At 53.6% G+C, this 14,369-nt stretch carries 17 protein-coding genes and 3 pseudogenes; 7 read left to right on the top strand and 13 right to left on the bottom strand.

Annotated elements, in window-relative coordinates; translation table 11 throughout:
- The coding region (locus tag RYZ59_RS23930) for an SMR family transporter (RefSeq protein ID WP_230203949.1) at positions 1-136 on the bottom strand (136 nt) is incomplete at its 3' end.
- Here RYZ59_RS23930 and hypA point away from each other — a divergent pair.
- Complete coding sequence (hypA, locus tag RYZ59_RS23925; protein ID WP_050583588.1) at positions 89-394, top strand: hydrogenase maturation nickel metallochaperone HypA; 306 nt, start codon at positions 89-91, stop codon at positions 392-394. The genes RYZ59_RS23930 and hypA overlap by 48 nt on opposite strands.
- 3 nt (positions 395-397) lie before the next feature.
- Here the strand turns inward: hypA and ampR are convergent, their stop codons facing one another.
- On the bottom strand, positions 398-1,273 hold the full coding sequence (ampR, locus tag RYZ59_RS23920) for a LysR family transcriptional regulator AmpR (RefSeq protein WP_004193231.1): 876 nt from the start codon (positions 1,271-1,273) through the stop codon (positions 398-400).
- Positions 1,274-1,383: 110 nt separating this feature from the next.
- Here ampR and RYZ59_RS23915 point away from each other — a divergent pair, with 110 nt between their 5' ends.
- The 3 genes and pseudogenes from RYZ59_RS23915 to RYZ59_RS23905 all read left to right on the top strand — a co-directional run.
- The gene (locus RYZ59_RS23915) at positions 1,384-2,523 is read left to right on the top strand and encodes an extended-spectrum class C beta-lactamase DHA-1 (protein ID WP_004236386.1); all 1,140 of its coding nucleotides are present in this window, start codon (positions 1,384-1,386) and stop codon (positions 2,521-2,523) included.
- Positions 2,524-2,717: 194 nt separating this feature from the next.
- On the top strand, positions 2,718-3,539 hold the full coding sequence (locus RYZ59_RS23910) for a hypothetical protein (RefSeq protein ID WP_013214003.1): 822 nt from the start codon (positions 2,718-2,720) through the stop codon (positions 3,537-3,539).
- Positions 3,497-3,685 (top strand): annotated as a pseudogene (locus RYZ59_RS23905) (LacI family transcriptional regulator); the annotation flags it as partial. The gene RYZ59_RS23910 and the pseudogene RYZ59_RS23905, both read left to right, overlap by 43 nt.
- 188 nt (positions 3,686-3,873) lie before the next feature.
- On the opposite strand, the gene pspD reads toward RYZ59_RS23905, so the two are convergent.
- Genes pspD through pspA form a run of 4 tightly spaced genes read right to left on the bottom strand, consistent with a single transcriptional unit; the run spans position 3,874 to position 5,419 of the window.
- Entirely contained in the window at positions 3,874-4,104 is a 231-nt protein-coding gene (gene pspD / locus RYZ59_RS23900) for a phage shock protein PspD (RefSeq protein WP_004193241.1), read from the bottom strand.
- A gap of 8 nt (positions 4,105-4,112) precedes the next feature.
- Complete coding sequence (gene pspC, locus RYZ59_RS23895) at positions 4,113-4,472, bottom strand: envelope stress response membrane protein PspC (protein WP_004193243.1); 360 nt, start codon at positions 4,470-4,472, stop codon at positions 4,113-4,115.
- A complete protein-coding gene (gene pspB / locus RYZ59_RS23890; protein ID WP_004193245.1) occupies positions 4,472-4,696 on the bottom strand; it encodes an envelope stress response membrane protein PspB in 225 nt (74 codons plus the stop codon). Before pspB ends, pspC begins: the two co-directional genes overlap by 1 nt.
- Before the next feature lie 54 nt (positions 4,697-4,750).
- Positions 4,751-5,419, bottom strand: a complete 669-nt coding sequence (gene pspA / locus RYZ59_RS23885; RefSeq protein WP_003020532.1) for a phage shock protein PspA — start codon at positions 5,417-5,419, stop codon at positions 4,751-4,753.
- Between the two features lie 155 nt (positions 5,420-5,574).
- Between pspA and pspF the strand changes: the two genes are divergently transcribed.
- Together pspF and RYZ59_RS23875 are read left to right on the top strand one after the other, a co-directional pair.
- Positions 5,575-6,564 carry a phage shock protein operon transcriptional activator gene (gene pspF, locus RYZ59_RS23880; RefSeq protein WP_017900991.1) on the top strand — a complete coding sequence of 330 codons (990 nt, stop codon included), beginning with the start codon at positions 5,575-5,577 and terminating at the stop codon, positions 6,562-6,564.
- 82 nt (positions 6,565-6,646) lie between these two features.
- Positions 6,647-7,291, top strand: coding sequence for a quinolone resistance pentapeptide repeat protein QnrB4 (locus RYZ59_RS23875; protein ID WP_017900990.1), 645 nt, complete (start codon positions 6,647-6,649; stop codon positions 7,289-7,291).
- Between the two features lie 95 nt (positions 7,292-7,386).
- Here the strand turns inward: RYZ59_RS23875 and RYZ59_RS23870 are convergent.
- The 7 genes and pseudogenes from RYZ59_RS23870 to dfrA12 form a co-directional block, all read right to left on the bottom strand.
- A pseudogene (locus tag RYZ59_RS23870) lies at positions 7,387-7,632 on the bottom strand (SDR family oxidoreductase); the annotation flags it as partial.
- A 229-nt stretch (positions 7,633-7,861) separates the two neighbouring features.
- Positions 7,862-9,403 (bottom strand): IS91-like element ISCR1 family transposase, encoded by a 1,542-nt coding sequence (locus tag RYZ59_RS23865; RefSeq protein WP_000050481.1) that lies wholly within the window; start codon positions 9,401-9,403, stop codon positions 7,862-7,864.
- A gap of 404 nt (positions 9,404-9,807) precedes the next feature.
- Positions 9,808-10,647, bottom strand: coding sequence for a sulfonamide-resistant dihydropteroate synthase Sul1 (gene sul1 / locus RYZ59_RS23860; RefSeq protein WP_000259031.1), 840 nt, complete (start codon positions 10,645-10,647; stop codon positions 9,808-9,810).
- Complete coding sequence (locus RYZ59_RS23855; RefSeq protein ID WP_000679427.1) at positions 10,641-10,988, bottom strand: quaternary ammonium compound efflux SMR transporter QacE delta 1; 348 nt, start codon at positions 10,986-10,988, stop codon at positions 10,641-10,643. The genes sul1 and RYZ59_RS23855 overlap by 7 nt, the downstream gene beginning before the upstream one ends.
- Before the next feature lie 116 nt (positions 10,989-11,104).
- Positions 11,105-11,943, bottom strand: a pseudogene (locus tag RYZ59_RS23850) (AadA family aminoglycoside 3''-O-nucleotidyltransferase).
- Between the two features lie 5 nt (positions 11,944-11,948).
- Positions 11,949-12,239, bottom strand: a complete 291-nt coding sequence (locus RYZ59_RS23845; RefSeq protein WP_001336345.1) for a DUF1010 domain-containing protein — start codon at positions 12,237-12,239, stop codon at positions 11,949-11,951.
- Positions 12,240-12,350: 111 nt separating this feature from the next.
- On the bottom strand, positions 12,351-12,848 hold the full coding sequence (dfrA12, locus tag RYZ59_RS23840) for a trimethoprim-resistant dihydrofolate reductase DfrA12 (protein ID WP_001083725.1): 498 nt from the start codon (positions 12,846-12,848) through the stop codon (positions 12,351-12,353).
- A 144-nt stretch (positions 12,849-12,992) separates the two neighbouring features.
- Between dfrA12 and intI1 the strand changes: the two genes are divergently transcribed.
- On the top strand, positions 12,993-14,006 hold the full coding sequence (gene intI1 / locus RYZ59_RS23835; RefSeq protein ID WP_000845039.1) for a class 1 integron integrase IntI1: 1,014 nt from the start codon (positions 12,993-12,995) through the stop codon (positions 14,004-14,006).
- The last annotated feature ends 363 nt before the right edge of the window (positions 14,007-14,369 follow it).

The raw sequence follows: 14,369 nt of genomic DNA, 5'->3' as shown, positions 1-14,369 counted from the left end.
CCAGAGAAAGAAAATAAAATGCGATGCCATAACCGATTATGACAACGGCGGAAGGGGCAAGCTTAGTAAAGCCCTCGGTGCGGCGGACATTATCCGCGAACAGGCTGAACAGCACGGCATTGCGCGGGTAACGGATGTCTGGCTGGAAGTCGGCGCACTGGCGGATGTTGAGGAGAGTGCACTGCATTTCTGTTTTGATATCGCCTGCCGTGATACCGTGGCGCAGGGCTGCACACTGCATATTGATGTTATCCCGGCACAGGCATGGTGCTGGGATTGCAGCCGTGAGGCCGAAATCATGCAGCACGCCGGATGCTGTCCGCACTGCGGCAGTGAACGGCTGCGCATCAGTGAAGGTGATGATTTGCGGGTAAAAAGCCTGGAAGGTGAGTGAGTTTTACGCCGCCGCCGTATTCAGCAGCCAGCGGGCGAATTGCTGCATGGCCGGGGTTTCCGTACGGGACTGTAACCGCGTCAGCCAGTAGCCGCCGAGGGTGATTTCTGCGGCAAACGGCTGTACCAGTGCGCCTGACTGTAACAGGCGGCTGAACATACATACCGGTGCGATCGCTACCCCGGCACCCAGTTGTGCCGCCTCGGCCATGGCCAGTGAGGTATCGAACACCATTACCGGCTGTGACGGGGAAGGCGGTGTGCCGCCCGCACAATCCAGCCAGCGGCTCCATTCATCCCGGCGGAATGAGCGCAGCAGGGTAAAGCGGTGAACATCATCCGGCTGCTGTAACTGTTCTGCAATGGCCGGTGAGCACAGCGGAGCGTGTGGTGCACTGAAAATCAGTTCCGCATCTGACTCATGCCACGCGCCGTTACCGAAACGGATCGTATAATCATGCCCTTCCGCCGCCGGGTCCACATGATTGTTATGGGTGGAGATATGCAGATCAATATGCGGATGGCTGTCATAGAATCCGGCCAGACGCGGCAGCAGCCAGCCTGCGGCAAATGTTCCCACCGCACCGACTTTCACCCGCTCACGGAACTGCCCGTGAGAAAAACACTCCAGAGTATCCGCAATCCGGTCAAACGCCTCATTGAGCACCGGCAGTAATCCCTCACCTTCATGGGTCAGCACCAGCCCGCGCGAGACGCGGGTAAACAGCACACAGCCGAGTTGTTCTTCCAGCGCCCTGACCTGCTGGCTGACGGCGGCATGGGTGACATTCAGCTCAATCGCCGCGCGGGTAAAACTGAGATGACGGGCGGCGGCCTCAAAGGCGCGCAGCGGGTTAAGGGGGAGATAACGTCTGACCATAATCCACCTGTAAGTTTTTCTTTAGGCTCTTGTTATAAATAACCGTTTGTTCTGTCCGGTGAATCTGACGATACTTGCCGCCGTTACTCACACACGGAAGGTTAATTCTGATGAAAAAATCGTTATCTGCAACACTGATTTCCGCTCTGCTGGCGTTTTCCGCCCCGGGGTTTTCTGCCGCTGATAATGTCGCGGCGGTGGTGGACAGCACCATTAAACCGCTGATGGCACAGCAGGATATTCCCGGGATGGCGGTTGCCGTCTCCGTAAAGGGTAAGCCCTATTATTTCAATTATGGTTTTGCCGATATTCAGGCAAAACAGCCGGTCACTGAAAATACACTATTTGAGCTCGGATCTGTAAGTAAAACTTTCACAGGTGTGCTGGGTGCGGTTTCTGTGGCGAAAAAAGAGATGGCGCTGAATGATCCGGCGGCAAAATACCAGCCGGAGCTGGCTCTGCCGCAGTGGAAGGGGATCACATTGCTGGATCTGGCTACCTATACCGCAGGCGGACTGCCGTTACAGGTGCCGGATGCGGTAAAAAGCCGTGCGGATCTGCTGAATTTCTATCAGCAGTGGCAGCCGTCCCGGAAACCGGGCGATATGCGTCTGTATGCAAACAGCAGTATCGGCCTGTTTGGTGCTCTGACCGCAAACGCGGCGGGGATGCCGTATGAGCAGTTGCTGACTGCACGGATCCTGGCACCGCTGGGGTTATCTCACACCTTTATTACTGTGCCGGAAAGTGCGCAAAGCCAGTATGCGTACGGTTATAAAAACAAAAAACCGGTCCGCGTGTCGCCGGGACAGCTTGATGCGGAATCTTACGGCGTGAAATCCGCCTCAAAAGATATGCTGCGCTGGGCGGAAATGAATATGGAGCCGTCACGGGCCGGTAATGCGGATCTGGAAATGGCAATGTATCTCGCCCAGACCCGCTACTATAAAACCGCCGCGATTAACCAGGGGCTGGGCTGGGAAATGTATGACTGGCCGCAGCAGAAAGATATGATCATTAACGGTGTGACCAACGAGGTCGCATTGCAGCCGCATCCGGTAACAGACAACCAGGTTCAGCCGTATAACCGTGCTTCCTGGGTGCATAAAACGGGCGCAACAACTGGTTTCGGCGCCTATGTCGCCTTTATTCCGGAAAAACAGGTGGCGATTGTGATTCTGGCGAATAAAAACTACCCGAATACCGAAAGAGTCAAAGCTGCACAGGCTATTTTGAGTGCACTGGAATAATTTTTTTCCTGAACAGGCCCCTGCGGATACGCCGGGGCCGTAATTTAAGATTATTCCTTATGCAATAATTTGCTTTATGGGCTGTTTTATGGAGGATGAGAGTATCGGGCACTGACAGCTTCCGGCTGAACCGGATTTCACTGTGTGCTGCGGCAAACTGATGTCAGTCTCAACACACAGAGGAAAATGTTGTCATGGACGTTCTGCGTTTTATCCTCCGCTTACCTTTTATTTTGCTGCGTCTGGCGGCTCGCAGTCTTGTTTATCTCTTTACTCTGCTGGGTTTTCTGCTGCGCCCGTTCACCGGACGGATCCGCTGGGCGGTGCCGGGCTGGGTGACCTTTGCCGGTAATCAGCTTGCCCGGCTGGAGCGGGGGGGCAACCGCTATCCGAAAACCATATCTGCCTTATTATTACTGACTGCTGCGGTGGCAGCGGGCAGTTATTACACCTGGCACTGGTATCAGAACAAACCGAAGCCGGTGGATGTTGCGCCGCTGGTGGTGCAGGATATTTCCGCGTCTGTGCAGCGCCCTTCGGCGGTTAATTATAACCGTGATGATAATTCAGCGCAGATTGTGGTGGTGACATTCTCCCGCTCTGCCGCACCGGTAACGCTGATCGGTAAACCGGTCACCGCCGGTATTACCCTGACCCCCGCAATGGAAGGTGAGTGGCAGTGGCGTAATGACCGTAAGCTGGTATTCACGGCGAAAAAAACCTTCCCGATGGGGAAAACCTACACCGTCGATATGGATGCCAAAACACTGCTGGCTCCGCAGGTGGCGTTAACAGAGAAACAAAAAACCTTTACCACCCCTGAGTTTTATTATCGCGGCGGCCGGGCGGAGTTCTATCAGGATCCGCAAGATCCGATGAAAAAACACGCCATTATCGGCCTGACCTTCAATGCCCCCGCTGATGTCAAAAATCTGGAATCGCGTCTGTCTATGACCCGTGACGGCAAGCCGGTGCCGTATACCGTCACTGTAATGAACTGTTGTCATTTATGCTGACGCCCGTGCCGGGAGGCATTGATGTCCCAACCCAGCAGCTCGGCGAACAAAGCTGTAATTTATTATTTAGCCTGATTGCCGGTGAGAAAGGTTTACAAAATATCACCGTGGGTACACAAATATCGTTAGCCGACTCACTGGTATAAAAACTGGGGCATAACAATGCCCCAGTGCATTTTAGAATGCGTAATTCACACCGATACCTGCATAATGGAGTCTGTCGCTTTCACCTTCATTTCTATTGGTAGCGATCCCATGACACAAGAGACTACTCTGCCGCAAATTAACTGGGGGAATGTTGACTAAATGTTGCTTGCTTTTGTTGTTTCGGATATCAGGGTTGATTACCTGAATAGCGTTTCGACAATTTTGTCGCTGCCCGGCTCAACAAAGGTTCCAATACTAACGCCAGCAACATTTTTAGCGGACGTCGGGCCACGGACTTCACCGCCCACCCTGCTACCCCAGCCGGGCCATAGCGCAGCGCAGTCAGTAGCACCAGCTTACCTGCTATTTTAATGCCCGGCTTAACCCTTTGCCCGGCACGTTGCCAGCGATTATTCATTTCTAACCTCACAATTGGCGGAAGCGGCTGCGTAATGTAAAAGTATCAGACGTTACATAACGCTCCATCTCACGCAAACGCTTTTCACTTGCAGCCAGTTCACGATCGACAGCATCCAATAGCTCACCGCTTGATGGCTGCTGTTCTCCGGAAACCACGTTGTCTGGCATCGGATCCAACACAAACGTCAGTACGATGTAGGCGACAAAGGTGAAAAAGGCCAGACCAAAAAAGATGGACAGCACCACCAGGATCCGCACCAGTTTCACAGGAACATCGAGATAATGCGCAATACCCGCGCAAACCCCTTTCACCATGCCCTGCTGCGGTATACGCCACAGTTTTTTATTCAGATTAACGCCCCCCATTAGCGGTCCCTCCAGTTTGGATGTTCAGCATCAAGGATGTCTTCCAGCGCTTGAATGCGCTCACGCATCCGCTGTGCGTCCTGGTTAAGTTCTACCAGACGCTGTTGTTCACTTTGCGCCAGCTCGCCGCGACTGGAACGATTGCTGTAATGCAGCCAGAGCCAAATCGGTAAGACGAACAGCACAAAGATGGTTAACGGGATGGCCAGAAATAGCGCGCTCATGAGTACTCCTTACAGGTGATGAGCGGCGGCGCGTTCGGGCACCGCCAGATATTATTATTGCTTGTCTTGCTGCATTTTGGCTTTCAATTGCGCCAACTGCTCGCTGATTTCATCATCTGCTTTCAGGTCAGCAAATTGCTGATCCAAAGACTTCTGCTTACCGAAGTTATGGCTTTCAGCTTCAGCTTCCATTTGATCGATACGACGCTCAAAAGATTCAAAGCGAGCCATCGCTTCATCCAGTTTGCCGCTGTCCAGTTGACGACGAACATCACGGGAAGAACTCGCCGCCTGATGGCGCAACATCAATGCCTGCTGACGAGCACGGGTTTCACTGAGTTTGTTTTCCAGTTCACCGATCTCTTTTTTCATACGCGCCAGCGTATCGTCAACCAGCGTCACCTCATGCTCCAGGGAGGCAATCAGGTCAGTCAGTTTCTGCTTTTCGATTAACGCAGAACGCGCCAAATCTTCTTTTTCTTTACGCAGCGCCAGCTCTGCTTTTTCCTGCCACTCTGCCTGTTGGGCGCTGGCCTGTTCAATACGACGCGATAACTGTTTCTTTTCTGCCAGCGCGCGTGCGGAGTTGGAGCGCACCTCAACCAGCGTGTCTTCCATTTCCTGGATCATCAACCGCACCAGCTTCTGCGGATCTTCAGCCTTTTCCAGCAACGCATTAATGTTGGCGTTCACGATGTCGGCAAAACGAGAAAAAATACCCATAATGTAATCCTCACTTACTGTTCTGATATCGGGCAATGCCCTGCTGCTGTTCTAATGCACTTCGCATGCCAACTTTTTAATTCATTGAAATATTTGAAAATAACTAATTTTACCTGTCGGGATAAATAGGGTAAATTGGTGAATAACACTAACAAATGGTGAATTTCATCATGGCAGGATACAAAGATAATCTGCTGGGCGAAGCGAACAGCTTTATTGAAGTGCTGGAGCAGGTTTCTCGTCTCGCGCCGCTGGATAAACCTGTGCTGGTCATTGGGGAACGAGGAACAGGGAAAGAGCTTATCGCCAACCGCCTGCACTACCTCTCAACCCGTTGGCAAGGCCCGTTTATTTCACTTAACTGCGCCGCGCTCAACGAAAATTTACTTGATTCCGAACTCTTTGGGCACGAAGCGGGCGCCTTTACCGGCGCGCAGAAACGTCACCCAGGTCGGTTCGAGCGCGCCGATGGCGGCACACTGTTTCTTGATGAACTGGCAACCGCCCCGATGCTGGTACAGGAAAAACTGCTGCGCGTTATTGAGTACGGAGAGCTGGAACGCGTAGGCGGTAGCCAACCTCTGCAGGTCAATGTAAGACTGGTTTGCGCAACCAACGCCGACCTGCCACGCATGGTGAGTGAAGGCACGTTCCGCGCCGACCTGCTGGATCGTCTGGCCTTTGACGTGGTGCAACTTCCCCCGTTACGCGAACGTCAAAGCGATATCATGTTAATGGCTGAACATTTTGCCATTCAGATGTGCCGTGAGATCGGGTTACCGTTGTTTCCTGGGTTCACCGATGAGGCCAAAGAAACGCTCCTCCACTACCGTTGGCCGGGCAATATTCGTGAACTGAAAAACGTCGTGGAGCGTTCGGTATACCGACACGGGACCAGCGATTACCCACTGAATGAGATTGTGATTGACCCGTTCAGGCGTCACGCCGCACCGCCGCTGGCGCAAGAAACCAGACATACATCAGTAACCCTACCGCTGGATCTGCGTGAATTCCAACAGCAGCAGGAGAAGGAATTTTTGCAAACCAGCTTACAGCAGGCGAAATTTAATCAGAAAAAAGCCGCTGAATTATTAGGTCTGACCTACCATCAACTCCGCGCATTACTGAAGAAACACCAAATTTAGCGTGCAGGGGCAGACGTTGGACGCGAGAGTTAAAACAGTTTACCATGTTGCAATCACTGTATAAAAAAACAGGTTAATCATGATGACTCTGGCGTTAGTTGGCGAAAAAATTGACAGAAACAGGTTCACCGGTGAAAAAGTTGAAAATAGCACATTTTTCAACTGTGATTTTTCGGGTGCCGACCTTAGCGGCACTGAATTTATTGGCTGCCAGTTTTATGATCGAGAAAGTCAGAAAGGATGTAATTTTAGTCGCGCTAACCTGAAAGATGCCATTTTCAAAAGTTGTGATCTCTCCATGGCTGATTTCAGGAATATCAATGCGCTGGGAATCGAAATTCGCCACTGCCGGGCACAAGGGTCAGATTTTCGCGGCGCAAGTTTTATGAATATGATCACCACCCGCACCTGGTTTTGTAGCGCCTATATCACCAATACCAACTTAAGCTACGCCAACTTTTCAAAAGTCGTACTGGAAAAGTGCGAGCTGTGGGAAAACCGCTGGATGGGTACTCAGGTGCTGGGCGCAACGTTCAGTGGATCAGACCTCTCTGGCGGCGAGTTTTCATCCTTCGACTGGCGAGCAGCAAACGTTACGCACTGTGATTTGACCAATTCGGAACTGGGCGATTTAGATATCCGCGGGGTTGATTTGCAAGGCGTCAAACTGGACAGCTACCAGGCATCGTTGCTCCTGGAACGTCTTGGTATCGCTGTCATGGGTTAATGTTCAGGGAGCGGTATATGCCGCCCCCTGCCCTTATACAATATTGTCCGGGCTGGCTTTCCCCCTCAGACGTTTCGACTTCGGGGGCATAAACGTCAGAGGGTTCCGGTCCCCCCGTCAGAACACCATACCTGACCGGATGTATAGCTGTTCTCTTCAGCCGCTAAAGTGACATACAGCGGAGCAATTTCTACCGGTTGGCCAGGGCGACCAAGCGGCGCATTTGCACCAAATTTCTCAATTTTTTCCTGTGGTTGGCCGCCGCAGCACTGCAATACCGTCCAGTACGGCCCAGGCGCGACAGCATTTACACGGATCCCTTTAGGGGCCAGTTGCTTGGGTATAGGAAGTATAAACCACCTTTTTGCTCCTCATCCGAAGTATCTTACCTGAAATTCCCTCACTCGTTTACCGCTCAAGCCCCAATTTTAACTGCCGGTCCAGCCTAAACCGCTCTAATAAGGTTCGATTTGGCGGTAAAATCTCTAGCCTGATAGCTCGAGAGATACAAACTGCCCCACCGCCCCGTTTAAAAGTTGGCAGTGTTGAGCAGTGTTGGATTTGGGGTCGTCAGTCAAAGAGACGACTCTGTGATGGATCGAACAGGCTGGGAGTCAGTGGCGGCGCTCGTTCTGGTGGCAGCTCACGCTGCTTGGCGGCATTCGCCTTGGCTGTTTTCTGTTTCAGATGCTTGAGAATCTGCTCAATGACCTTCGGATCTTCGATGCTGGCAATCACTTTGACGTGACCGCCGCAGTGTTCGCAGACTTCAATATCAATATTGAAGACTCGCTTGAGGCGTTGCATCCAGGTCATGGCGCGGTGGCGCTCTGCAGGACTCTTGTCACGCCAGTTAGTATCGAGACCTTCCGATTTGTCGGGCTTCTTGCCCCGCTTGGCGGGTGTTACTTGAACTCGGTGTTTGCTGTTCGGTGCAAAGACGCCGTGGAAGCGTGTGAGGTTGACTCGCGGCTTAGGTACCAACGCAGCGAGTTTGGCGATGAAGTCCAGCGGCTCGAAGATCACATGGGTGGTGCCATTGCGGTACGGAGTTTTGAGCTCGTAACGCACCTGCCCATTGGCGGTTAATGCCAGACGTTTTTCTGAAACCGCTGGCCGACTAATGTAGCGACACAAGCGCTCAAGCTTATCCCGCTGATGCGCTTCGGCCATCACACCGGCGTGTAGCGAGAAACCAGCATGGTTGGCTACTCGACTGCTTGAGTCGGCTTTATCCTCACGCCCTGGCAAGGTTTGCAGGGTGAAGACTTTGCGCCCTTGCTGGGGGCCGACGGCAATGCGATACGTAACCGAAGCACCATGTAATTGAGTCAGCGTATCGTCTTCGCCCTCTTCCAGTGTCAACCACGTATTCTCGGCATCACGCTCCAAAATCCCACGCTTTTCCATGCAGCGAGCGATGCGATGGCTGAGGGTGTGAGCGAGCGTATTCAGCTCATCGTAAGTGGGTGCCTTGACACGATGGAAGCGTTGCTTGCCATAGTCATCTTCGGCATAGACACCATCGAGAAACAGCATGTGGTAGTGGACATTGAGATTTAGCGCGGAGCCAAAGCGTTGGATAAGAGTCACTGAGCCAGTTTGTGCAGAGGCTTTGGTGTAACCGGCTTTTTTGATCAGATGAGTTGAGAGTGTACGATAGACGATACTCAAGACCTGGCCCATCAGCTGGGGATGGCGAGCCAGCAAAAAGCGTAGCTGGAAAGGAAAGCTGAGCACCCACTGGCGAATGGGCTCCTTGGGGAAGACTTCGTCTATCAGCAGCGCCGCACTCTCGGCCATCCGGCGGGCACCGCAGCTAGGGCAAAAGCCGCGTCGTTTACAGCTGAAGGCGACCAGACGCTCGTGATGACAATCCTCGCAGCGAACCCGCATGAAACCATACTCCAGACGGCCACATTGGAGGAGGTCGTTGAATTCTTGTTGGATGTAGCGAGGCAGGTGTTGACCTTGGGCTTCGAGTGAGGCTTTGAAGGCTGGGTAGTGCTGCTCAACCAGCTGGTAGAGCAGCGTCTGGTCGGGTTGGTGGCGTTCGTAACCGTTTGTTTGAGTGGGCGATTGACTCGCCGTGGCGTTCCTTGCCAGCGACATGGGTATCCTCCGCTGATACTGTGGTTATGTACAGTATCAGCGGCTTGCGTTCAGACGTCCAGTCTGGCCCTAGACATCGCTAAATGCTTAACCCGCAATAGCCCTCACGAGTTGTTATCAGCCACTACCGGTTGAGCGAGAAGGTTTTGGGTTCAGGGTGCTATTGCTCCACCAATCACAATACTGAAGCCCCAACTGTTATCAGTTGGGGCTTTTTCTTGTCTGTTTGCGGCGGTTGCGTTTTATCGGTAGTCGTCGAGCTCTGCACCATCCCACATAAGAGCTTAACGGTGCGATCTTCAACGCCATCACACAAAACTTTCTTTTTCACGCACAGTCAACTTATTGGATGTTTTATTAACAACCCAAAAGGAGATATTTAGCGGGCGGCCGGAAGGTGAATGCTAGGCATGATCTAACCCTCGGTCTCTGGCGTCGCGACTGCGAAATTTCGCGAGGGTTTCCGAGAAGGTGATTGCGCTTCGCAGATCTCCAGGCGCGTGGGTGCGGACGTAGTCAGCGCCATTGCCGATCGCGTGAAGTTCCGCCGCAAGGCTCGCTGGACCCAGATCCTTTACAGGAAGGCCAACGGTGGCGCCCAAGAAGGATTTCCGCGACACCGAGACCAATAGCGGAAGCCCCAACGCCGACTTCAGCTTTTGAAGGTTCGACAGCACGTGCAGCGATGTTTCCGGTGCGGGGCTCAAGAAAAATCCCATCCCCGGATCGAGGATGAGCCGGTCGGCAGCGACCCCGCTCCGTCGCAAGGCGGAAACCCGCGCCTCGAAGAACCGCACAATCTCGTCGAGCGCGTCTTCGGGTCGAAGGTGACCGGTGCGGGTGGCGATGCCATCCCGCTGCGCTGAGTGCATAACCACCAGCCTGCAGTCCGCCTCAGCAATATCGGGATAGAGCGCAGGGTCAGGAAATCCTTGGATATCGTTCAGGTAGCCCACGCCGCGCTTGAGCGCATAGCGCTGGGTTTCCGGTTGGAAGCTGTCGATTGAAACACGGTGCATCTGATCGGACAGGGCGTCTAAGAGCGGCGCAATACGTCTGATCTCATCGGCCGGCGATACAGGCCTCGCGTCCGGATGGCTGGCGGCCGGTCCGACATCCACGACGTCTGATCCGACTCGCAGCATTTCGATCGCCGCGGTGACAGCGCCGGCGGGGTCTAGCCGCCGGCTCTCATCGAAGAAGGAGTCCTCGGTGAGATTCAGAATGCCGAACACCGTCACCATGGCGTCGGCCTCCGCAGCGACTTCCACGATGGGGATCGGGCGAGCAAAAAGGCAGCAATTATGAGCCCCATACCTACAAAGCCCCACGCATCAAGCTTTTGCCCATGAAGCAACCAGGCAATGGCTGTAATTATGACGACGCCGAGTCCCGACCAGACTGCATAAGCAACACCGACAGGGATGGATTTCAGAACCAGAGAAAGAAAATAAAATGCGATGCCATAACCGATTATGACAACGGCGGAAGGGGCAAGCTTAGTAAAGCCCTCGCTAGATTTTAATGCGGATGTTGCGATTACTTCGCCAACTATTGCGATAACAAGAAAAAGCCAGCCTTTCATGATATATCTCCCAATTTGTGTAGGGCTTATTATGCACGCTTAAAAATAATAAAAGCAGACTTGACCTGATAGTTTGGCTGTGAGCAATTATGTGCTTAGTGCATCTAACGCCGGAGTTAAGCCGCCGCGCGTAGCGCGGTCGGCTTGAACGAATTGTTAGACATCATTTACCAACTGACTTGATGATCTCGCCTTTCACAAAGCGAATAAATTCTTCCAAGTGATCTGCGCGTGAGGCCAAGTGATCTTCTTTTTGTCCCAGATAAGCTTGCTTAGCTTCAAGTAAGACGGGCTGATACTGGGCAGGTAGGCGTTTTATTGCCCAGTCGGCAGCGACATCCTTCGGCGCGATTTTGCCGGTTATTGCGCTGTACCAAATGCGGGACAACGTAAGCACTACATTTCGCTCATCGCCGGCCCAGTCGGGCTGCGAGTTCCATAGCTTCAAGGTTTCCCTCAGCGCCTCGAATAGATCCTGTTCAGGAACCGGGTCAAAGAATTCCTCCGCTGCCGGACCTACCAAGGCAACGCTATGTTCTCTTGCTTTTGTAAGCAGGATAGCTAGATCAATGTCGATCATGGCTGGCTCGAAGATACCCGCAAGAATGTCATTGCGCTGCCATTCTCCAAATTGCAGCTCGCGCTTAGCCGGATAACGCCACGGGATGATGTCGTCATGCACGACAAGGGTGACTTCTATAGCGCGGAGCGTCTCGCTCTCGCCAGGGAAAGCCGAAGCCTCCATAAGATCATTGAGCAATGCTCGCCGCGTCGTTTCATCAAGCTTTACGGCCACAGTAACCAACAAATCAATATCGCTGTATGGCTTCAGGCCGCCATCCACTGCGGAGCCGTACAAATGCACGGCCAGCAACGTTGATTCCAGATGGCGCTCAATGACGCTTAGCACCTCTGATAGTTGGTTCGAAATTTCGATGGTCACCGCTTCCCTCATGATGTCTAACGGGCGAGGTAAGCCGACCGCAGAATGCGGGTCGGCTTGACCGAAATGTTAGAACCAGAAGCCAAAACGGATAACTTGAATTTGGCGACGGGCGCTAACCGTGAAAAAACGCTGCGCCACCGAGGCGGCACAGCACTGCAAAAACGATAGCTGCTTGCGCTTGCTACGCAAGGGCTAGAGGCCAAAAAGACTGAAAACCTGCGCAGCCCATGCAGGCGAAGCCCGGAAAAAAGGCAAAACAGGCACTGAATAACGCCTGAAAAGCTAAATGCCGTTTGAATAAACATGAGCTAAATAAAGCTGGGTTTCAGTGGTGCTAACGTTGGACGTAACGAGAGCCGGAGCGCAGCGGAGGGAACCAAAATGCGCAGCATTTTGGCGTCCCGTTGACGGAATGGTTAGCCGTTTCGACGCGCATAAACGGAGTGGGTGTACGGAATTACAGCTTGAATGGTTTCGGTTGAGACAAGCTCGAATTCTGTTTCGTTGAGCATTGGGAAGAAGGCGTCACCCTCGAAGGTTTGATGTACCTCAGATAGAAACACGCCGTGGGCGTGAGGTAGTGCCAGAGTGTATATCTCAGCTCCGCCCGCGACGTAGAGTTCATTGCCGAGTTCGGATGCCAAAGCGATAGCGTGCGACAGCGTTGAAACAACTACGCAGCCAGTGGCGCGGTAGTTAGCTTGGCGTGAGATTACCAATGTGTGACGGTTCGGTAGAGGCTTGCCGATAGACTCAAAGGTCTTTCGCCCCATGACAACGACTTTTCCCTCAGTGAGTCTGCGAAAAATCTTCTGCTCACCCGGAATTTTCCAGGGGATATTAGGACCATTGCCAATAACCCGATTGGCTCCCATCGCAGCAACGAGATAAATGCGTACTGATTCCGAGTTCATATGGCTAACTTTGTTTTAGGGCGACTGCCCTGCTGCGTAACATCGTTGCTGCTCCATAACATCAAACATCGACCCACGGCGTAACGCGCTTGCTGCTTGGATGCCCGAGGCATAGACTGTACAAAAAAACAGTCATAACAAGCCATGAAAACCGCCACTGCGCCGTTACCACCGCTGCGTTCGGTCAAGGTTCTGGACCAGTTGCGTGAGCGCATACGCTACTTGCATTACAGCTTACCAACCGAACAGGCTTATGTCCACTGGGTTCGTGCCTTCATCCGTTTCCACGGTGTGCGTCACCCGGCAACCTTGGGCAGCAGCGAAGTCGAGGCATTTCTGTCCTGGCTGGCGAACGAGCGCAAGGTTTCGGTCTCCACGCATCGTCAGGCATTGGCGGCCTTGCTGTTCTTCTACGGCAAGGTGCTGTGCACGGATCTGCCCTGGCTTCAGGAGATCGGAAGACCTCGGCCGTCGCGGCGCTTGCCGGTGGTGCTGACCCCGGATGAAGTGGTTCGCATCCTCGGTTTTCTGGAAGGCGAGCATCGTTTGTTCGCCCAGCTTCTGTATGGAACGGGCATGCGGATCAGTGAGGGTTTGCAACTGCGGGTCAAGGATCTGGATTTCGATCACGGCACGATCATCGTGCGGGAGGGCAAGGGCTCCAAGGATCGGGCCTTGATGTTACCCGAGAGCTTGGCACCCAGCCTGCGCGAGCAGCTGTCGCGTGCACGGGCATGGTGGCTGAAGGACCAGGCCGAGGGCCGCAGCGGCGTTGCGCTTCCCGACGCCCTTGAGCGGAAGTATCCGCGCGCCGGGCATTCCTGGCCGTGGTTCTGGGTTTTTGCGCAGCACACGCATTCGACCGATCCACGGAGCGGTGTCGTGCGTCGCCATCACATGTATGACCAGACCTTTCAGCGCGCCTTCAAACGTGCCGTAGAACAAGCAGGCATCACGAAGCCCGCCACACCGCACACCCTCCGCCACTCGTTCGCGACGGCCTTGCTCCGCAGCGGTTACGACATTCGAACCGTGCAGGATCTGCTCGGCCATTCCGACGTCTCTACGACGATGATTTACACGCATGTGCTGAAAGTTGGCGGTGCCGGAGTGCGCTCACCGCTTGATGCGCTGCCGCCCCTCACTAGTGAGAGGTAGGGCAGCGCAAGTCAATCCTGGCGGATTCACTACCCCTGCGCGAAGGCCATCGGTGCCGCATCGAACGGCCGGTTGCGGAAAGTCCTCCCTGCGTCCGCTGATGGCCGGCAGCAGCCCGTCGTTGCCTGATGGATCCAACCCCTCCGCTGCTATAGTGCAGTCGGCTTCTGACGTTCAGTGCAGCCGTCTTCTGAAAACGACAATGGAGGTGGTAGCCGAGGGTGTGGAAACACCCGACTGCCTTGCGTGGTTGCGGCAGGCGGGTTGCGACACGGTGCAGGGTTTCCGGCACTGTTGCAAATAGTCGGTGGTGATAAACTTATCATCCCCTTTTGCTGATGGAGCTGCACATGAACCCATTCA

It is taken from the genome of Citrobacter sp. HN-141 (assembly GCF_033341895.1).
Classification (GTDB): Bacteria; Pseudomonadota; Gammaproteobacteria; order Enterobacterales; family Enterobacteriaceae; genus Citrobacter.
The sequence above is the reverse complement of the archived record's forward strand: the minus strand, read 5'-3'. Positions and strand labels throughout refer to the sequence as shown.